Genomic DNA, 19,167 nt, shown 5'->3' with positions numbered 1-19,167 from the left:
GCCGTGGGGTGGGGTTAATTCGCTCCCACTACAACCCCACCCCGGGGGGCCCCCCCCCCCCGGGGGGCCCCCCTGGGGGTGGGGGGGGGGGGGGGGCCCCCCCCCGGGGGGGCCCCCCCCCCCCGTCACTGCTGTGCCACCCCTCCGGGACCCGTCAGCACCCCATCCGACGTGCGAAAACACCTCGAAGACCTACTGTGGGAAGCACGCCGGATGCGCCCTTGCGCCCGTTAGGTAAAGTAAGGACTGCGTCAAGGACGCGACAAAAACCTATGGTGCGCCGGGAAGTCTGGTCGGCATGTGCTTTGCCCTGCCCGACCGACCGGAGGTCTTCTCACCATGCCCGCCCCAGCGCCCACCCCTCCCCGCAAGTTCCTCGGACGTCTCTCGCTGCCCGAGCGCACCTTCGTGGTCAACGCGCTGCGCACCGAGACCGTCGGCGGCGTACTGCTCCTGCTGGCCGCGATAGCCGCGCTGATCTGGGCGAACACCCCGCTGGGCGACAGCTACGAGTCGGTGCGCAGCTTCCACATAGGCCCGGAGTCCCTCGGTCTCGACCTGTCGATCCAGCACTGGGCGGCCGACGGACTCCTCGCCATCTTCTTCTTCGTCGCCGGCATCGAGCTGAAGCGCGAGCTCGTCGCCGGTGAGCTGCGCGACCCCAAGGCCGCCGTGCTCCCCGTCGTCGCCGCGATCTGCGGCATGGCGGTCCCCGCGCTCGTCTACTTCGTCACCGCGTCCATGGGCGGCGGCTCCACCAAGGGCTGGGCGGTCCCGACCGCCACGGACATCGCGTTCGCCCTCGCCGTGCTCGCCGTCATCGGCACCTCGCTGCCGTCCGCGCTCCGTGCGTTCCTGCTCACCCTCGCCGTCGTCGACGACCTCTTCGCGATCCTCATCATCGCGGTGTTCTTCACCAGCGACCTCGACTTCGCGGCGCTGGGCGGTGCCGTGATCGGCCTCGCGGTCTTCTGGGTGCTGCTGCGCAAGGGCGTCCGCGGCTGGTACGTGTACGTACCCCTCGCGCTGGCCATCTGGGGCCTGATGTACAACAGCGGCGTGCACGCCACCATCGCCGGCGTCGCCATGGGCCTGATGCTGCGCTGCAGCCGCCGCGAAGGCGAGGAGCACTCCCCCGGCGAGCACATCGAGCACCTGGTCCGCCCGATCTCCGCGGGTCTCGCGGTGCCGCTGTTCGCGCTCTTCTCCGCCGGAGTCCTCGTCTCCGGCGGAGCGATCGGCCGGGTCTTCACCCAGCCCGAGACGCTGGGCGTGGTCCTCGGCCTGGTGCTCGGCAAGGCGCTCGGCGTCTTCGGCGGCACCTGGCTGGCGGCCCGCTTCACCCGCGCGGAGCTGAACGAGGACCTCGCCTGGCCCGACGTCTTCGCCGTCGCCACGCTCGCCGGCATCGGCTTCACGGTCTCCCTCCTCATCGGCGAACTCGCCTTCGCCGGCGACCCGGCGCTCACCGACGAGGTGAAGGCCGCCGTGCTGATCGGCTCGCTGATAGCCGCGGTGCTGGCGGCGGTCCTGCTCAAGCTGCGGGTACGCAAGTACCGGGCGCTGTACGAGGCGGAGGAGCGCGACGAGGACCAGGACGGCATCCCGGACGTGTACGAGGAGGGCGACCCCGCCTACCACGCGCGCATGGCGGAGATCTACGAGAAGAAGGCGGCCGAGCACCGGCGACTGGCGGAGTCGGCCGCGCTCTCCGGCGGCACGGACGCAGGGGCACCGCGCACGGGCAGCGACCGTCCGGCATGATGCTGGTAGGCGCCCGTGCGGCGGGGCGCCACGGAAGCCGCAGGAAAGAGAGGGAGCAGCGATGAGCGACCCCGGCAGCAGTGCCGAGCGCAGCATCGGACAGCTGGTCGCCACGGCGACCGCCGAGATGTCCGCACTGGTGCACGACGAGATCGCCCTGGCGAAGGCGGAGCTGCGACAGGACGTCAAGCGGGGTGCCACCGGTGCGATCGCCATCAGCATCGCGGGCGTGTTCCTGCTCTTCTCGCTGCCGGTGTTCAGCTTCGCGGCGGCGTACGGCATCCACAACCTGGGGCTCGGCCTGGCGTGGTCGTTCCTGATCGTGGGCGGTGCGTTCGTGCTGCTCGCGGTGGTGCTGGCGCTGTTGGCCATCGCCAAGTTCAAGAAGGTCAAGCCGCCGGAGAAGTCCATCGCTTCGGCGAAGCAGACGGCGGCCGTGCTCCAGAACGTCAAGCCGCATCCGCGGCCGGAGTTGGACCGGAAGCCGGTGCTGCCGGCCGCGACGGAGCGCGAGCTCACCCGGCGCTGATCGGCCGCTCGGCGGGGTCGGGCCGGCTGTCGCGCCCTTGTCGACGCCGCGTCGGGCGGCGCGGTGTGGCACGCTCGGGGCATGACGGCCCCTGACTCCGGTCCCGGCAGCCCCGTTCGCATCGACGGCCCCTGGACCCATCGCCACGTGGCGGCCAACGGTGCGCGCTTCCACATCGCGGAGATGGGCGACGGGCCGCTGGTGTTGCTGTTGCACGGCTTCCCGCAGTTCTGGTGGACCTGGCGGCACCAACTGCCGGCGCTCGCCGACGCCGGTTTCCGTGCGGTGGCGATGGACCTGCGGGGCGTCGGCGGCAGCGACCGCACGCCCCGCGGTTACGACCCGGCGAACCTGGCGCTCGACATCACGGGCGTGGTGCGGTCCCTCGGGGAGCCGGACGCGGCGCTCGTCGGGCACGACCTGGGCGGCTACTTGGCGTGGACGGCGGCGGTGATGCGGCCGAAGCTGGTGCGCCGGCTGGCGGTCGTCTCGATGCCGCACCCGCGGCGGTGGCGCTCGGCGATGCTCTCGGACTTCGCGCAGACCCGCGCCGGCTCGTACGTCTGGGGCTTCCAGCGCCCTTGGCTGCCGGAGCGGCGGCTCGTCGCGGACGACGCGGCGCTGGTGGGCGAGTTGATCAGCAGTTGGTCGGGGCCGAAGCCGCCGGACGAGGCGGTGTTGGACACCTACCGCCGGGCGATGTGCATCCCGTCGACCGCGCACTGCTCGATCGAGCCGTACCGGTGGATGGTGCGCTCGCTGGCGCGCCCGGACGGGATCCAGTTCAACCGCCGCATGAAGCGGCCGGTGCGGGTTCCGACGCTGCATCTGCACGGCTCGCTCGACCCGGCGATGCGCACCCGCAGCGCCGCGGGCTCCGGCGAGTACGTGGAGGCGCCGTACCGCTGGCGGCTCTTCGACGGCCTCGGGCACTTCCCGCACGAGGAGGACCCGATGGCGTTCTCCGCGGAGCTGGTCAACTGGCTGAAGGACCCCGAGCCGGACCGGTGACGCACAGATGTACGTCGAACGGCCAATTGCCTGATGCATAGGACAATTGACCGCGATTGACCGCACCCAAAGCGGTTACCGACCTTGGGGCCCGGGCAGACGTCCCGGTATGGGCTGGACGTACGACTACGGTGACGCCGCACGCAACCGCAGCTCGGCCGGTGGGCCGGGCTCTCCCGACGGTGACGGTCCGCAGGGCCGGACGCATCGGCACGGGGCGCAGGACATGGGGATTCCCCGGATCCTGCGGCGCCGGGCGCGGTGGATGTCCGCCCGGCTGCGGCATCCGCGCGACTGACCGCACCCCGGGGCGGGACCTCGAAGGCACGACCTAGGCTCCCGTCCCGGGGCCTCAGAGCGCGCAGTTGTCCGTGTCGACGCGGCGCTCCGCCGCCAGGCCCGCCGAGATGTCGTCGGCGATCTCGTCCACGGTGAGGGCGTAGCCGGTGTTCTTGTCGTCGAGCGAGCGGGCGAAGATCACTCCGTACACCTCGCCCTTCGGCGTGAGCAGCGGTCCGCCCGAGTTTCCCTGGCGGACCATCGTGTACAGCGAGTAGACGTCGCGGCGGACCGTGTCGCGGCGGTAGATGTCGGGGCCGTTGGCGTCGATGCGGCCGCGGACGCGTGCGGAGCGGACGTCGTACGCGCCGTTCTCCGGGAAGCCGGCGACGATCGCGCTGTCCCCGGTGCGGGCGTCCGCGTCGGCGAACTTCAACGGCTTGGCCTTCAGCCCGGGCACGTCCAGGACGGCGACGTCCCGCCGCCAGTCGTAGAGGACGACCTCGGCGTCGTACAGCCTGCCCTCACCGCCGATTTGGACGGTCGGCTCGTCGACGCCGCCCACGACGTGCGCGTTCGTCATCACCCGGTCCTTGCCGAAGACGAAGCCGGTGCCTTCGAGCACCTTGCCGCAACTGTTCGCCGTGCCGACGACCTTGACGATCGACTTCTTCGCGGTGGCGGCCACCGGGCTGCCGACGAGCGCCGGGTCGGGTGCTGCGACTTTGTTGATGGGCTCGTTGGAGAACGGGCTGAAGACCTGCGGGAAGCCGTTCTGCGCGAGGACGGCCGAGAAGTCGTTGAAGAGGGTCGACGCCTGATCGGGCATCACGCGGGACACCCCCAGCAACACCTTGGAGCTGCGGACCTCCTTGCCGAGGGTGGGCAGGGTGGTGCCGGCGAGGGCGGAGCCGATCAGCCAGGCGACCAGCAGCATCGCGACCACGTTGACCAGCGCGCCGCCGGTGGCGTCCAGGGCGCGCGCCGGGGTCCAGGTGATGTGCCGGCGGAGTCTGCTGCCCAGGTGGGTGGTGAACGCCTGCCCGATCGAGGCGCAGACGATCACCACGACGACGAAGGCGACGACGGCGCCGGTGGACACCTGCGACTCGTCCGTCAGTTCGTCCCAGAGGATCGGGAGCAGGTAGACGGCCAGCAGCCCGCCGCCCAGGAAGCCGATCACCGACAGGATGCCGACGACGAAGCCCTGTCGATAGCCGACGATCGCGAACCAGACGGCCGCGAGCAGCAACAGGATGTCTAGCACGTTCACCGTCGTTTGCCTCGCAGTCGCAGTGGGGGTCCCGGCTCAGGGCGCACGATCGGGCCGTTCGGGGATTCGGTGAGGGGAGGGAGGGGAGGTGGGACGCGGATCGGCGCGCCGCGCCGGGGGACGGCGGGCGTACCGGGACGGGGCCAGCCTGTCACGCGTGACGGTCCAGCGGGACCTGCCTGGTCCGGTCCCAGGGCCGCTCCCAGCCGGCGAAGTGGATGATGCGGTCGATCACTCCCGCGGTGAAACCCCAGACCAGGGCGGATTCCACCAGGAAGGCGGGGCCGTTGTGGCCGAGGGGGTGGACGGCGGTGGCGCGGTTGGCCGGGTCCGTGAGATCGGCCACGGGGACGGTGAAGACCCGGGCGGTCTCGGCGGGGTCGACCGCGCCGACCGGGCTGGGGGTGCGCCACCAGCCGAGCACGGGCGTCACGACGTAGCTGCTCACCGGGATGTAGAGCCGGGGCAGGGCGCCGAAGAGCTGGACGCCGGCGGGGTCGAGTCCGGTCTCCTCCTGGGCCTCGCGCAGGGCGGCGCGCAGCGGTCCGGTGGTGTTCGGGTCGCCGTCCTCGGGGTCGAGCGCGCCGCCCGGGAAGGCGGGCTGTCCCGCGTGCGAGCGCAGGCTGCCGGCGCGCTCCATGAGCAGCAGCTCGGGGCCGGCAGTGCCTTCGCCGAAGAGGATCAGCACGGCGGACTGCCGGCCGCCGCCGCTCTCGGGCGGCAGGAAGCGGCTGAGCTGGCGGCCCTGGACGGTGTCCAGGACCTTGACGACGGGGTCGAGCCAGGGCGGCAGGCCCGAGGTGGACAGCGTGACGTCGGGGGCGGGCGGGCCCTCGGGGGCAGGGGGCGGGAGCGGGCCCGCGGGGACTCCCGTGGACGGCGCCGGATGCGCGCCCGGGGGCGTCCCGCCGCTGGGAGCGCGCCGCGACGCGTCCGCGTCGTACGCCTGACCGTCGTGCACATCGGCCTCGCAGAGCCTGCTGGATGTCTCTTCACCTGCGCGCATGGCACCCCCTCGTCGAACAACGCACCGGGGTGCTCAGATCGTTCCGCCGATGATCAGGCGGCTCCGGTGGCTCCCGCGGCCCCCAGGGGAGGGGCGGGGCGGCCCGGGTAGTCCGCCGGCGGGTTCAGCCGCTGTCCGGGCTGGCCCCCCATCTCGTACTTCAGGAGCTTCTTCGCCTTCTCCGGGTCGGTCTCGCCCTCGCCGTACGAAGGGCAGAGGTGGGTGATGGGGCAGGCGCCGCAGGCGGGCTTGCGGGCGTGGCAGATCCGACGGCCGTGGAAGATCACCCGGTGGGAGAGCATGGTCCACTCCGACTTCGGGAAGATCGCCGCGATCTCCGCCTCGACCTTCTCCGGGTCCTCCTGATCGGTCCACTTCCAGCGGCGGACCAGCCGGCCGAAGTGGGTGTCGACCGTGATGCCGGGGACCCCGTAGGCGTTGCCGAGGACGACGAAGGCCGTCTTGCGGCCCACGCCGGGCAGCTTCACCAGGTCCTCCAGCCGCCCGGGGACCTCGCCGCCGAAGTCGTCTCGCAGTGCGGCGGAGAGGCCGAGCAGTGACTTGGTCTTGGCCCGGAAGAAGCCGGTGGGGCGGATGATCTCCTCCATCTCCTCGGGCACGGCGGCGGCCATGTCCTCGGGGGTGGGGTACTTCGCGAAGAGCGCGGGGGTGGTCTGGTTCACCCGCAGGTCGGTCGTCTGGGCGGACAGGACCGTGGCCACCAGCAATTCGAAGGGGTTGCGGAAGTCCAGCTCCGGGTGGGCGTACGGATAGACGTCCGCGAGCTCGCGGTTGATGCGGCGGGCGCGCCGGACCATGGCGAGCCGCGACTCGGGCTTGGCCGGCTTGCCGACCTTGGCCGCCTTCGCCGGTTCGGCCGTCTTGGTCGTCTTGGTCGTCTTGGTCGTCTTGGTCGTCTTGGCTGACGCGGCCGGCTTCGCCGGTGCGACCTTCGCCGTCTTGGCCGGCTTCGTCGCGGCCCGCTTGGCCGGTTTCGCGACCTTCGCCGCCCTTGTCGGCTTCGCGTCCTGCTCGGCCGCACCGCTCTTCTGCGTCCGCTTGGCGTCTGCCGGTACCTGCACCGCTGCCACGACCTCCCCCGTCACCGACTTCCCCGGATCCTTCGCGCCCCTCCGCTTTCCGGCCGTGGCCGAGCCCGCCGCACTACCGGAATTCTCGACATGTGCGACATTCCGGGTACTCGTGGGAACCTGTTCGCCCACAGCGGAATCTTGCTTACCGGACACTCTTTCGGCCCCCTCGGCCTGCGTTCTCACCGGCGAATTGGACACCCGGCCAGCCTACGGGCCAGCACCGACATCCGCCCCGGTCACCGCTGATCCGGACCCAATCGGGCCCCTGACGCACGAACACGCGCCTCGGTGCGTCAAACTTGTTGTGATTGATCGCACGAATATTTACTTGCCAGGTCCGACGCGGCGAAGCTGTCCTTCGCGTCTCGTGCGCGGTGTCCCCCGGACGGGCACCGTACGGTCCGGCATCATGGGGGCCACGGTCCCTGAGCAGGTCGACAAGGAGAGAACTCGTGGACGACGTTCTGCGGCGCGCCCCGCTCTTCGCGGCGCTCGATGACGAGCAGGCGGCGGAGCTGCGCGGCTCGATGAGTGAGGCAACGCTCGCCCGGGGTGACGCGCTCTTCCACGAGGGCGACCCCGGCGACCGCCTCTACGTGGTCACCGAGGGCAAGGTCAAACTGCACCGCACATCCCCCGACGGCCGCGAGAACATGCTCGCGGTGCTCGGCCCCGGCGAGCTGATCGGCGAGCTGTCACTCTTCGACCCGGGCCCGCGCACCGCCACCGCGACCGCGCTGACCGAGGTCAAGCTGCTCGGTCTGGGCCACGGCGACCTCCAGCCGTGGCTGAACGCCCGGCCCGAGGTGGCATCGGCGCTGCTGCGCGCCGTCGCCCGCCGGCTGCGCAAGACCAACGACCAGATGTCCGACCTGGTCTTCTCCGACGTGCCGGGACGGGTCGCCCGCGCCCTGCTCGATCTGTCGCGCCGCTTCGGCGTGCAGTCAGACGAGGGCATCCACGTCGTGCACGACCTCACGCAGGAGGAGCTGGCCCAGCTCGTCGGCGCCTCCCGCGAAACGGTGAACAAGGCCCTGGCGGACTTCGCACAGCGCGGCTGGCTGCGGCTGGAGGCGCGTGCGGTGATCCTGCTGGACGTGGAGCGGCTGGCGAAGCGCTCGCGCTGAGCCCGCTCGCAGAGCGACGTCCCGCACAGCGGCATCCCGCGTCAAGACGTACGGAAGGGCGCCCCGGAAACGGTCCGGGGCGCCCTTCCGCGTACGTACGGCCCCTCCCAGAAGCGGGTGGGGTCAGATCAGCCCGTGGTCGCTCAGGTACTCCAACTGCGCCCGTACGGACAGCTCCGCGGCAGGCCACAGCGACCGGTCGACGTCCGCGTACACCTGGGCGACGACCTCCGGCGCCGAGCGGTAGCCGTTCTCTACCGCCGTCTCCACCTGGGCCAACCGGTGGGCGCGGTGCGCGAGGTAGTACTCGACGGCGCCCTGCGCGTCCTCCAGGACGGGCCCGTGGCCCGGCAGGACGGTGTGGACCCCGTCGTCGACCGTGAGCGAGCGCAGCCGGCGCAGGGAGTCCAGGTAGTCGCCGAGCCGCCCGTCCGGGTGGGCGACGACCGTGGTGCCCCGCCCCAGGACCGTGTCGCCGGTCAGGACGGCGGCATCCGCGGGCAGGTGGAAGGAGAGCGAGTCCGAGGTGTGCCCGGGGGTGGGCACCACCCGCAGCTCCAACCCGCCGACGGAGATGGTCTCGCCCGCTTCGAGCCCTTCGTCGCCGAGCCGCAGCGCGGGGTCGAGCGCCCGCACCTTGGTACGGGTCAGCTCGGCGAACCGGCCGGCGCCCTCGGCGTGGTCCGGGTGGCCGTGGGTGAGCAGGGTGAGGGCGATGCGCTTGCCGGCCTGCTCGGCGGTGCTGACGACCCGGCGCAGGTGCGCGTCGTCCAGCGGGCCGGGGTCGACCACGACCGCCAGGTCGGAGTCCGGTTCCGCGAGGATCCAGGTGTTCGTGCCGTCCAGGGTCATCGCGGACGGGTTGGGTGCGAGGACGTTGACCGCGCGGGCGGTGGCGGGCCCGGAGTGGACGCCTCCGCGCGGTTGGCCCGGCAGTGCCGCGGCTTCGGTCATCGGGTCCCCCCGGCGGGAATGCGTTTGGTGAACTCGTCGTGCCCCGGCCAGCTCAGCACCAGGGTGCCCTGGTCCAGCCGCGCCTCGGCCAGTACGGGCGCCAGGTCCTGCTCGTGGGCCGCGGCGAGTGCGGCGGCGGCCGTGTCGTACCGGCACAGGGCCCGCAGGGTGGCGATGGTCGGCGGCATCATCAGCAGTTCGCCCCGGTCGTAGCCGGCCGCCGCGTCGGAGGGTCTGATCCACACCGTGCGGTCGGCTTCGGTGGAGTCGCTGCGGGTGGACTGGCCGCTGGGGAGGGCAGCGACGAAGAACCAGGTGTCGTAGCGACGGGGTTCGAACTCGGGGGTGATCCAGCGGGCCCAGGCGCCCAGCAGGTCCGAGCGCAGCACGAGCCCGTGCCGCTCCAGGAAGTCCGCGAAGGCGGCGTCTCCGTCGACCAGCGCCTGACGATCGGCGTCCCAGTCGCCGTCCGCCGCCCCGACGACCGTGTCGGGGGTGAGACCGGCGAGCAGCACGCCGGACTCCTCGTACGTCTCCCGGACCGCCGCGCACACGATGGCCCGGGCCGACGCCTCGTCCACGCCGAGGCGCTCGGCCCACTCCGCGGGCGGGGGGCCGGCCCACCGGACCGGTCCGGAGTCGCGGGCGTCCACCTTGCCGCCGGGATAGGCGTACGCACCGCCGGCGAAGGCCATGGACGCACGACGGCGCAGCATGTGCACGGAGGGGCCGTCCGGCGCATCGCGCAGCAGCATGACGGTCGCGGCGCGCTTCGGCGGCGTGGGGATCAGCTCACCGGCTGCGAGCGCACGGATCCGGTCGGGCCACTCCGGGGGATACCACTGACCTTGGGACATGGCCGGATGCTATGCGCATCCAGCGGGATGTTCGAGGGTGCCGGGACACGGTGCGGGGCCGGGTGCGGTGTTTCACGTGGAACGAGAATGGCCCCTACAACGGCTTGGCCGGCTGCGCCCGCGAACGGCTGCCGCTGCTCGGCCGGGATCACGGTCGAGACCGGGGCTGGGGCCGGGACCGGGACCGGGACCGGGGCCGGGACCGGGGCCGGGACCGGGGCCGGGGCCAGGAGCGGCTGGGACCGGGAGCGGGAGCGGCTGGGTGCCCGCCCCGGCCGCTCCCGTCCACCCGTCTGCTCCCGTCCACCCGTCTGCTCAAGCAGCGTCTCGACGCACGCTCACGCCCGGGCGTTGGCCCGGCCGTCCCCCGTTGTCGTTGAAGGCGCTGCCGGTCGGCCTGAACCCGCCGGTCGGCGGACCGCCCGAGTAGACGACGTCGATCAGCAGGATCCGGTCGTTGCCCGGGGTGCCGTCCTTGTCCGCGGAGGTGGTGAGCCAGATGTCGCCGTCGCGGTCCACCTCGACGGTGCGCAGCCGGCCGTACGTCCCCTGGAAGTACGTCTTCTGCTCGACCAGGTTGGCCGACGCGTCGATCCGCAGCCGGTAGACCCGCTCGCCGCGCGTGGTGGCGACGAACACGTGGTCGTTGACCACGGTCAGCCCGCTGGGGGAGGCAGCGGAGGTCGACCAGGTCTTCTTGGGTGCGATGTAGCCGGAGCAACTGCCGCTGGTGCCCTCGCAGGACGGCCAGCCGTAGTTGCCGCCCTTCTGGATCAGGTTGACCTCGTCCATGGTGCCGTCGCCGAACTCGGCCTGCCACAGCCGGCCCTTGGAGTCGAAGTCGATTCCCTGGGGGTTGCGGTGGCCCATGGACCAGACGGCGTTGCCGAAGGGGTTGTCGGCGGGGATGGTGCCGTCCTGGTTGATGCGGAGGATCTTGCCGTTCAGCGAGTTGCGGTTCTGGGCGAGGCTCTGGTTCTGGGCGTCACCCATGGAGGCGTACAGCTTGCCGTCGGGGCCGAAGCGCAGCCGTCCGCCGTTGTGGAACCGGCTCTTCTGCATGCCGCGCAGCAGCACGGTGTAGCCGCTGAGGGTGTTGTTGGCCTCCAGCTTCATCCGGGCGATGCGGTTGCCGTCGCCGGAGGTGTGGAGGAAGTACAGGTAGCGGTCGGTGGCGAAGTTCGGGCTGACCTCGACACCCATCAGGCCGCCCTCGCCGCCCGTGGTCTGGGAGTTGGGGACCTTCCCGAGCAGCGTCTTCGTCCCCGACTTCGTCAGCCGGTGGACGTTGAAGGTGTTCCGCTCGGTGTAGACGCCCGCGCCGTCCGGCAGGAAGGCGAGGCCCCAGCCGACGTCCACGCCGCTCGCCAGCGGGCTGACCGCGCCGGGTTCGGGGACGCCCCCCGGCTGGCTGCCGCGGGTGGGGGCGGTGGTCTCGGGGCTGACGTCGGACTTGTTGCCCTTCGGGTCGAAGGCCCTGACGTAGTTGGCGGCCACGTCGGCGTGGTTCGCGAAACCCGGACCGGAGTGTCCGGCGGGGTTGGACTCGACCGCGCCCTGCGGGAGGGACGCGGACTCGGCCTCGTAGCGGACGGGGGCGGCCTTCCCGGACACGGGCTCGGCGGCGCCCGTCGCCGGCAGGGCCACGGTTAACGCTGCGGTGGCCGCAGCCACGAGTACGCCGATCGCACTGCGCGTCCGGCGGCGGGGGGTTGGTGCCACGGATTTCCTCCCACGGATTCGTCGGGGGCGGAACGTTCGTTCGGATGACGGCGACCGGGTCGACTTCGACCGAAGTCGACTGAAGTCCATCGATGTCGGCCAGAGTCAGTCGGATTCGGTCGCACGGGATCGTTTGGCTCGTTCAGATGGATAGGAACTGTTCCTAACCTTGGACAGGGCACACCCAGCGACGTGTCCACGTCAAGAGCGGTGCACGGGATTGCCGCAGACGCACGAGGCCCCGTGCCCGCCGGAGGAATCGGCAGGCACGGGGCCTCGTGGGTGCTGACCGGCAGTTCAGTGCCGATCGCGCCGTCATGTCATCGGCGCCGTCCAACGCGCCAACCGGTGTTCCCGTCCGTGACGAGGCAGCCGCGGCGAAGGAGCCGCGCCCGCCCGGGTACGCCGCACGCGCCCGTACGCGCCCCGGTTCCGCACGCGCCGCGGGGCCCTTACGCGTCCCCCGGGCCCGTACGCCCTACGCGTCCGAACGCCCTACGCGTCCGTACGCGTCACGCCTCCGGCGTCAGCTCGATCTGGAACTCGACCTCGACCGGCGCGTCCAGCGGGAGGACCGCGACGCCCACCGCGCTGCGCGCGTGCACGCCCTTCTCCCCCAGGACCTCGCCCAGCAGCTCGCTGGCGCCGTTGATCACGGCCGGCTGCCCGGTGAAGTCGCTCGCCGAAGCGACGAACCCGACGACCTTCACCACCCGGGCGATCCGGTCCAGGTCGCCGACGACCGACTTCACGGCGGCCAGCCCGTTCAGCGCACAGGTGCGCGCCAGCTCCTTGGCCTCGTCCGCGGTCACCTCCGCGCCCACCTTGCCGGTGACCGGAAGCTTGCCCCCCACCATCGGCAGTTGGCCCGCCGTGTAGACGTACGGCCCGGACACCACGGCCGGCTGGTACGCGGCGATCGGCGGCACGACCTCGGGCAGCGTCAGTCCCAGCTCGGCCAGGCGCGCCTCGACGGCACCGCCGCCGGCGCCACTCACGACGACTTCTCGCGCTTCAGGTACGCCACGAGCTGCTCGGGGTTCGGCCCGGGCACGACCTGGACGAGTTCCCACCCGTCCTCGCCCCAGGTGTCGAGGATCTGCTTGGTCGCGTGCACGAGGAGCGGCACGGTCGCGTATTCCCACTTCGTCATGGGCCGACTGTATCCGCACGTGTCGGGGCACACGTGACGCAGCCCGCACACGACCTCGTGCGTAGCCCGCGGCCCGACTGGTTAGTCTCGAAAGCGTGAGCAGGCTCCAGGTCGTCAGTGGCAAGGGCGGCACCGGTAAGACCACGGTCGCCGCCGCACTCGCGCTCGCCCTCGCGACCGAGGGAAAGCGGACCCTCCTCGTCGAGGTCGAGGGCAGGCAGGGCATCGCACAACTCTTCGAGACGGAAGCGCTCCCCTACGAGGAGCGGAAGATCGCCGTCTCGTCCGCCGGCGGCGAGGTGTACGCGCTCGCCATCGACGCCGAGCGGGCCCTCCTCGACTACCTCCAGATGTTCTACAAGCTCGGCGGCGCCGGGCGCGCGCTGAAGAAGATCGGCGCGATCGACTTCGCGACCACCATCGCCCCCGGCGTACGGGACGTGCTGCTGACGGGCAAGGCGTGCGAGGCGGTGCGGCGCCGGACGAAGCAGGGCGCGTACGCGTACGACTACGTCGTGATGGACGCGCCGCCCACCGGGCGCATCACCCGCTTCCTGAACGTGAACGACGAGGTCGCCGGACTCGCGAAGTTCGGCCCCATACACAACCAGGCGCAGGCCGTGATGCGGGTGCTCAAGTCGCCGCAGACCGCGGTCCACCTGGTGACGCTGCTGGAGGAGATGCCGGTCCAGGAGACCGCCGACGGCGTCGCGGAGCTGCGCGCCGCGGGCCTGGCGGTGGGCCGGGTCATCGTGAACATGGTCCGGCCGCACATCCTCGACGAGGAGGCGCTGGGCCTCGCGGCGAACGGCAGGCGCGCCGACATCGTGCGGACGCTCGCCGCGGCCGGCGTCGGCGGGGCGGCGGAGCTGGTCACCCCGCTGCTGGAGCAGGCGTCGGACCACGCGCGCCGGGTCGAGTTGGAGCGGGAACAGCGATCGGCGCTCGGCCGTCTGGAGCTGCCGTCGTACGAGCTGCCGCTGCTCAGCGAGGGCGTGGACCTGGCGGGGCTCTACCGCCTGTCGAAGGAGCTGCGCGCCCAGATCGAGCAGCCGTCGGAGCAGCCAGCAGAACAGCGGACGGAACAACAACAGCAGCAACGTGCCGAGCAAGGGACCGATTCATGACCTTGGACGCGTCGGCCACTCCCCTCCGCGTCGACTCGCTCATCGACGACCCCGCCACCCGCATCATCGTGTGCTGCGGCTCGGGCGGCGTGGGCAAGACGACCACGGCCGCGGCGCTCGGCGTACGGGCGGCCGAGCGCGGGCGGCGGGTCGTGGTGCTCACCATCGACCCGGCCCGTCGGCTCGCCCAGTCGCTCGGCATCGACTCCCTCGACAACACCCCGCGCCGGGTCAAGGGCATAGAGCCGGACGGCGACGGCCCGGCCGGCGAACTGCACGCCATGATGCTCGACATGAAGCGCACCTTCGACGAGATCGTCGAGGCGCACGCGGACGCCGAACGGGCCCGCGCCATCTTGGAGAACCCCTTCTACCAGTCCCTGTCGGCCGGCTTCGCGGGCACGCAGGAGTACATGGCGATGGAGAAGCTGGGGCAGTTGCGGGCCCGGGACGAGTGGGACCTGATCGTCGTCGACACCCCGCCGTCGCGCAGCGCGCTGGACTTCCTGGACGCGCCGAAGCGGCTGGGGTCGTTCCTGGACGGGAAGTTCATCAAGCTGCTGATGACCCCGGCGAAGATGGGCGGCCGGGCGGGGATGAAGTTCCTGAACGTCGGCATGTCGATGATGACGGGCACGCTGGGCAAGCTGCTGGGCGGACAACTGCTGCGGGACGTGCAGACGTTCGTGACGGCCATGGACACCATGTTCGGCGGCTTCCGCACCCGGGCGGACGCGACGTACCGGCTGCTCCAGGCCCCCGGCACGGCCTTCTTGGTGGTGGCGGCGCCGGAGCGGGACGCGCTGCGGGAGGCGGCGTACTTCGTCGAGCGGCTGGCGGACGAGGACATGCCGCTGGCGGGGCTGGTCCTCAACCGGGTCCACGACAGCGGGGCGGCCCGGCTGACGGCGGAACGGGCGCTGACGGCTGCGGAGACCCTGGAGTTCGGACTCGACGACCCCGAACTGACCGAGCCCGAGCTGAACCAGTCCGAGCTGCACGAATCCGGACAGGCCGAGTCAGGACAGGCCGAGTCCGAGCAAGACGATTCCGGGCAAGACGAGTCCGGGCAAGACGATTCCGGGCAGACGGACTTCGCAGACCCCGTCGACCCCACCGCCCCCGTAGACCTCGCTGACCTGGGCGATCCGACCGACCCGATCAGTCAGACTGATGTGGAATCCGATTCCTCAGAAAATCTTGCCGCGGCCGGCATTGTGGATCATGGAGGCGGGAAGACTGGTGTTCGTGAGGCCACGGACGTCTCTCCCGAAACCCCGCCCGTGGACCGCTCTCCCAGCCCCCCCGAGCACCCCGCACCATCCGAGCACGAAGACGTCTCCCCCCGTGACGCCTTCGACGAGGACGCACGCCCCGAAGCCGACAGCGAGCACACCACGGCACAGCTGACGGCCGGTCTGCTGCGCCTGCACGCCGAGCGCATGCAGGTGCTCGCACGCGAGCAGCGCACACGGGACCGTTTCACCGCGCTCCATCCCGAGGTCGCGGTGGCACAGGTGACCGCACTGCCCGGTGACGTGCACGACCTGGCCGGCCTGCGCACCATCGGCGACCAACTGGCGGCTGCCGGCGACCCGGAAGCGTGACCCCGGGCACGCGAGCAGCGCACAGCGGGCACGACGCGCCGGCCCATGCACCACGCACGCGTCAGACCGGGCACCAGGGCACCATGCGCCAAGCCGCGCACCGGCCCACATGCACCAGCCCGGACGCCATGGCACCAGTCCGGACGCCCTGCATCGGACGCCGTGCACCAGGCGGGCACCGGGCACAGGAGACCGAGCTCCGGCCCGTTGCGTAGCCGCGCCCGCGGCCATGACAGGGCCCGCTCCGTACCCGCGCACCCGTATGCCGTGACCGCAGCGGTACCCGTAGCCGTACCCGCCCGACGGACATCCGTTTGAGGAGCCGGCGGACTCGATCGCGCCAGCGGGGCGCCACCCCGCAGGGCTGACCTACCCCACGGCCGCGTAGGCCGCGTACGTCTCGTCGTCGTCGAGCCCGACGGGCAGCACGCCCGCCCCGCGCTCGTACTCCGTGCGTGCGGTTTCGAGGAGTCTGCGCCAGGAGGTGACCGTGGGTCGCCTGCGCAACAGCGCACGTCGTTCCCGCTCGGTCATCCCTCCCCACACGCCGAACTCCACGCGATTGTCGAGGGCGTCCGCCAGGCACTCGGTGCGTACCGGACATCCGGTGCACACCGCCTTTGCCCTGTTCTGCGCGGCCCCTTGTACGAACAGTTCATCCGGATCGGTAGTGCGGCAGGCTGCCTGCGCACTCCAGTCGGTTACCCAGCCCATCCCGGCTGCCGTCCTCTCCCGAATCGAGGCTCCCCCACGGCGGTAGCGGCATATTCACCGCTGCCAGTTGAGGACGTTACGGAAGGCGGGCGCGGTGCAACACCCCCTGCGGGCCCAATCTCGAATGGCCCGAACGGACTATGCGTACGCGGCAGATCACCCAGGGGAGTGACCTGGGGACATGCGAAACCAACCCGACGGAACCAGACACATCGGACAGCTCTCGATGCGCATCGGGCGGGACATAAAGCAGGTTTAGCGCGAAATCGGACACCGCAGCAGGTCTACAAGGTGCGGAATGCCGGATTCCACTTTGGCCTTCGCCCGACCCCGATGACTACGGGACACGCCACGCCGCGAGGAATGACTTTCGACGAATTCCGGGAATGGCTTGATGCACAACCGTACTGCTGTGACAGTTGGGAGCAGCTTAGGCCAAGGGATGCGCCCGTGTCCGGCGAATGAGAACGTAGGCTGTTTCCATGCCAAAGACGCGCTCCGGTGGGGGTCTGTCAGCGACCCAGCAAGCCGCCAAGTTCCTCGGTGTCAGCGTGCTCTCCGGAGCGGTGCTGGCCGGCATCGCCCTCCCGGCTGCCGGCGCGCTGGGCCTGGCGGCCAAGGGCACGGTCCAGGGGTTCGACGAGATCCCGGCCAACCTGAAGACGCCACCGCTCAGCCAGCGCACCACGATCCTGGACTCCCAGGGCGACCTGATCGCCTCGGTGTACTCCCGCGACCGCACGGTGGTCGCGCTGAAGGACATCTCCCCGTACATGCAGAAGGCGATCGTCGCCATCGAGGACTCGCGCTTCTACGAGCACGGCGCGATCGACCTCAAGGGCGTGCTGCGCGCACTCAACCGCAACGCCCAGTCGGGCGGGGTGGCACAGGGCGCGTCGACGCTGACCCAGCAGTACGTGAAGAACGTCTTCGTGGAGGAGGCCGGCGACGACCCCGACAAGGTCGCCCAGGCCACCCAGCAGACGCTCGGCCGCAAGATCCAGGAGTTGAAGTACGCGATCCAGGTCGAGGAGGAGCTCGGCAAGAAGAAGATCCTGGAGAACTACCTCAACATCACCTTCTTCGGGCAGCAGGCGTACGGCATCGAGGCGGCGTCGCAGCGCTACTTCTCCAAGCCCGCCAAGGACCTGAACCTCCAGGAGTCGGCGATGCTCGCCGGCATCGTGCAGTCCCCCAGCCGGTACGACCCGGTCAACGACACGGAGGAGGCGCGCAAGCGCCGGAACATCGTCCTCCAGCGCATGGCCGACGTCCGCGACATCACCCAGGCCGAGGCGGACCAGGCCAAGGCGACCCCGATCGAACTCAAGGTCAGCAAGCCCCAGAACGGCTGCATCACCGCCGTCAAGGGCGCCGGCTTCTTCTGCGACTACGTCCGCAACGTCTTCCTGACCGACCCCGTCTTCGGCAAGACCAAGGAGGACCGCGCCAAGCTCTGGAACCGCGGCGGCCTCACGGTCAAGACGACGCTCGACCCGAAGGGCCAGGCGTCCGTCCAGAAGTCGATAAAGGAGTACGTGTACCAGTCCGACAAGGTCGCCACCGCGGTGACCCTCGTCGAGCCGGGCACGGGCAAGATCCTGGGCATGGGCCAGTCCAAGCCGTACGGCTTCGGCCGGAACGAGACCCAGATCAACTACTCCGTCGACAAGAAGATGGACGGCTCGAACTTCGGCTTCCCGGTCGGCTCCACCTTCAAGCCGTTCGTGGCGGCGGCGGCCATAGAGCAGGGACGCCCGGCCTCGCAGTCGTACGCGGCGCCGTACGAGATGGCGTACCCGAGCCCGATCCAGGGCTGCTCCAGCGGCAAGCCGTGGGTGAACACCGAGGGCGCCAAGCTCACGAACGAGATGGAGTCGGAGGTCGGCCCGTACAACCTCAAGGAGGCGATGGAGAAGTCGGTCAACACCTACTTCGTCCAGATGATCGCCGACATCGGCCTCTGCCCGGTGAAGGAGATGACCGACAAGCTGGGCCTGGTCGTGGGCAACGGCGAGAAGCTGCGCGCCGCCCCGTCCTCCCTCACGCTCGGCTCGGAGGGCATGTCCCCGCTGACGATGGCGAGCGCGTACGCGGCCTTCGCCAACCGGGGCACGTACTGCACCCCCATCGCCATCGAGTCGATCCGCACGGCGGACCGCAAGAACCTCGAAGTGCCCAAGACCGACTGCCAGCGGGCGATGAGCGAGAAGACCGCCGACACGATCAGCTCGCTGCTGAGCGGCGTGGTCTCCGACGAGGGCACGGGCGCGAAGGCCGGACTCAGCGGCCGTGACAACGCGGGCAAGACGGGTACGACGGACGAGCGGAAGAACGCCTGGTTCGTCGGCTACACCCCGAACCTCGCCGGAGCGGTCTGGGTCGGCAGCCCGACGCAGCAGGTGAAGATGTTCAACATCAACATCGGCGGCCGGTTCAAGCCGAAGGTCTTCGGCGGTGAGGTCCCCGGCTCCATCTGGCGCATGGCGATGACCGGCGCGCTGGAGGGGAAGAACGCCCCGTCCTTCAACCGGGTGGCCATCCCCGACGCGCAGAAGCCGGACCAGAACCAGGACGGCGACTCCGACCGGGACCGCGGCGACGGGCGCCGTGACGACGGCGGCAACGGCGACGGAGACGGCGACGGAGAGAGCGACGGCCGGGGCAACGGCAACGGCGACGGCAACGGCGGCTGGAACAACGTCAACGGCGGTGGTGACGGCGACGGCGGCGGTGCCAACGGCGGCGAGGACTCCATCCCCGGAATCACCATCCCACCGGGCGTGGTCGGCGGCAGCGGCGAGAGCCGGGGCCGGACGAGCAGCGGTGGCGGTGGCGAGGAGCAAGACGGCCCCTAGCAGGCCCTCTCTTTCGGACCTAGCCGTCCCGTAGTCGCACGTCGAGCGGTGTGAGCAGGGCCCGGGTCACCCGACCCGGGCCCTGTCCTTGT

17 protein-coding genes are annotated in these 19,167 nt (G+C 70.9%); 8 read left to right on the top strand and 9 right to left on the bottom strand.

All coding sequences use genetic code 11. From position 1 onward, the window contains the following. Positions 1–339 precede the first annotated feature (339 nt). The 4 genes from nhaA to ACH4E8_RS17450 all read left to right on the top strand — a co-directional run bounded on the left by nhaA (position 340) and on the right by ACH4E8_RS17450 (position 3,602). A complete protein-coding gene (gene nhaA / locus ACH4E8_RS17465) occupies positions 340–1,764 on the top strand; it encodes a Na+/H+ antiporter NhaA (RefSeq protein ID WP_398448985.1) in 1,425 nt (474 codons plus the stop codon). Positions 1,765–1,825: 61 nt separating this feature from the next. Beyond that, the gene (locus ACH4E8_RS17460; RefSeq protein WP_398448983.1) at positions 1,826–2,293 is read left to right on the top strand and encodes a phage holin family protein; all 468 of its coding nucleotides are present in this window, start codon (positions 1,826–1,828) and stop codon (positions 2,291–2,293) included. Between the two features lie 81 nt (positions 2,294–2,374). Further along, positions 2,375–3,304 carry an alpha/beta fold hydrolase gene (locus ACH4E8_RS17455; protein ID WP_398448981.1) on the top strand — a complete coding sequence of 310 codons (930 nt, stop codon included), beginning with the start codon at positions 2,375–2,377 and terminating at the stop codon, positions 3,302–3,304. A gap of 109 nt (positions 3,305–3,413) precedes the next feature. Then, on the top strand, positions 3,414–3,602 hold the full coding sequence (locus ACH4E8_RS17450; protein WP_398448979.1) for a hypothetical protein: 189 nt from the start codon (positions 3,414–3,416) through the stop codon (positions 3,600–3,602). Positions 3,603–3,656: 54 nt separating this feature from the next. Here the strand turns inward: ACH4E8_RS17450 and ACH4E8_RS17445 are convergent, their stop codons facing one another. The 3 genes from ACH4E8_RS17445 to nth all read right to left on the bottom strand — a co-directional run bounded on the left by ACH4E8_RS17445 (position 3,657) and on the right by nth (position 6,953). After that, positions 3,657–4,856: a MarP family serine protease gene (locus tag ACH4E8_RS17445; protein WP_398448977.1), complete on the bottom strand. Its 1,200-nt coding sequence runs from the start codon at positions 4,854–4,856 to the stop codon at positions 3,657–3,659. Between the two features lie 151 nt (positions 4,857–5,007). Then, complete coding sequence (locus ACH4E8_RS17440; RefSeq protein ID WP_398448975.1) at positions 5,008–5,862, bottom strand: NUDIX hydrolase; 855 nt, start codon at positions 5,860–5,862, stop codon at positions 5,008–5,010. 53 nt (positions 5,863–5,915) lie between these two features. Then, on the bottom strand, positions 5,916–6,953 hold the full coding sequence (nth, locus tag ACH4E8_RS17435; protein ID WP_398448973.1) for an endonuclease III: 1,038 nt from the start codon (positions 6,951–6,953) through the stop codon (positions 5,916–5,918). A 455-nt stretch (positions 6,954–7,408) separates the two neighbouring features. On the opposite strand from nth, the gene ACH4E8_RS17430 reads away from it, so the two are divergent. After that, positions 7,409–8,083, top strand: a complete 675-nt coding sequence (locus tag ACH4E8_RS17430; protein ID WP_361542708.1) for a Crp/Fnr family transcriptional regulator — start codon at positions 7,409–7,411, stop codon at positions 8,081–8,083. A 123-nt stretch (positions 8,084–8,206) separates the two neighbouring features. Here the strand turns inward: ACH4E8_RS17430 and ACH4E8_RS17425 are convergent, their stop codons facing one another. From ACH4E8_RS17425 to ACH4E8_RS17405, 5 genes are all read right to left on the bottom strand, one after another. Further along, positions 8,207–9,037 (bottom strand): MBL fold metallo-hydrolase, encoded by an 831-nt coding sequence (locus tag ACH4E8_RS17425; RefSeq protein ID WP_398448971.1) that lies wholly within the window; start codon positions 9,035–9,037, stop codon positions 8,207–8,209. Beyond that, positions 9,034–9,894 (bottom strand): NUDIX hydrolase, encoded by an 861-nt coding sequence (locus tag ACH4E8_RS17420; RefSeq protein ID WP_398448969.1) that lies wholly within the window; start codon positions 9,892–9,894, stop codon positions 9,034–9,036. Before ACH4E8_RS17420 ends, ACH4E8_RS17425 begins: the two co-directional genes overlap by 4 nt. Before the next feature lie 315 nt (positions 9,895–10,209). Further along, entirely contained in the window at positions 10,210–11,616 is a 1,407-nt protein-coding gene (locus tag ACH4E8_RS17415) for a PQQ-dependent sugar dehydrogenase (RefSeq protein WP_398448967.1), read from the bottom strand. Between the two features lie 512 nt (positions 11,617–12,128). After that, on the bottom strand, positions 12,129–12,614 hold the full coding sequence (locus ACH4E8_RS17410; protein WP_398448965.1) for a RidA family protein: 486 nt from the start codon (positions 12,612–12,614) through the stop codon (positions 12,129–12,131). Then, positions 12,611–12,769, bottom strand: coding sequence for a hypothetical protein (locus ACH4E8_RS17405; protein ID WP_361542723.1), 159 nt, complete (start codon positions 12,767–12,769; stop codon positions 12,611–12,613). The genes ACH4E8_RS17410 and ACH4E8_RS17405 overlap by 4 nt, the downstream gene beginning before the upstream one ends. A gap of 95 nt (positions 12,770–12,864) precedes the next feature. Between ACH4E8_RS17405 and ACH4E8_RS17400 the strand changes: the two genes are divergently transcribed. Together ACH4E8_RS17400 and ACH4E8_RS17395 are read left to right on the top strand one after the other, a co-directional pair. Further along, on the top strand, positions 12,865–13,896 hold the full coding sequence (locus tag ACH4E8_RS17400) for an ArsA family ATPase (RefSeq protein ID WP_398448963.1): 1,032 nt from the start codon (positions 12,865–12,867) through the stop codon (positions 13,894–13,896). Next, positions 13,893–15,503, top strand: coding sequence for an ArsA-related P-loop ATPase (locus ACH4E8_RS17395; protein WP_398448961.1), 1,611 nt, complete (start codon positions 13,893–13,895; stop codon positions 15,501–15,503). Before ACH4E8_RS17400 ends, ACH4E8_RS17395 begins: the two co-directional genes overlap by 4 nt. 369 nt (positions 15,504–15,872) lie before the next feature. Here the strand turns inward: ACH4E8_RS17395 and ACH4E8_RS17390 are convergent, their stop codons facing one another. Further along, a complete protein-coding gene (locus ACH4E8_RS17390) occupies positions 15,873–16,217 on the bottom strand; it encodes a WhiB family transcriptional regulator (RefSeq protein WP_361542732.1) in 345 nt (114 codons plus the stop codon). A gap of 482 nt (positions 16,218–16,699) precedes the next feature. Between ACH4E8_RS17390 and ACH4E8_RS17385 the strand changes: the two genes are divergently transcribed. Beyond that, complete coding sequence (locus ACH4E8_RS17385) at positions 16,700–19,075, top strand: transglycosylase domain-containing protein (protein WP_398448959.1); 2,376 nt, start codon at positions 16,700–16,702, stop codon at positions 19,073–19,075. Positions 19,076–19,167: the final 92 nt, after the last annotated feature.

The organism is Streptomyces sp. NPDC017979 (assembly GCF_044328175.1).
GTDB lineage: Bacteria > Actinomycetota > Actinomycetes > Streptomycetales > Streptomycetaceae > Streptomyces.
The sequence above is the reverse complement of the archived record's forward strand: the minus strand, read 5'-3'. Positions and strand labels throughout refer to the sequence as shown.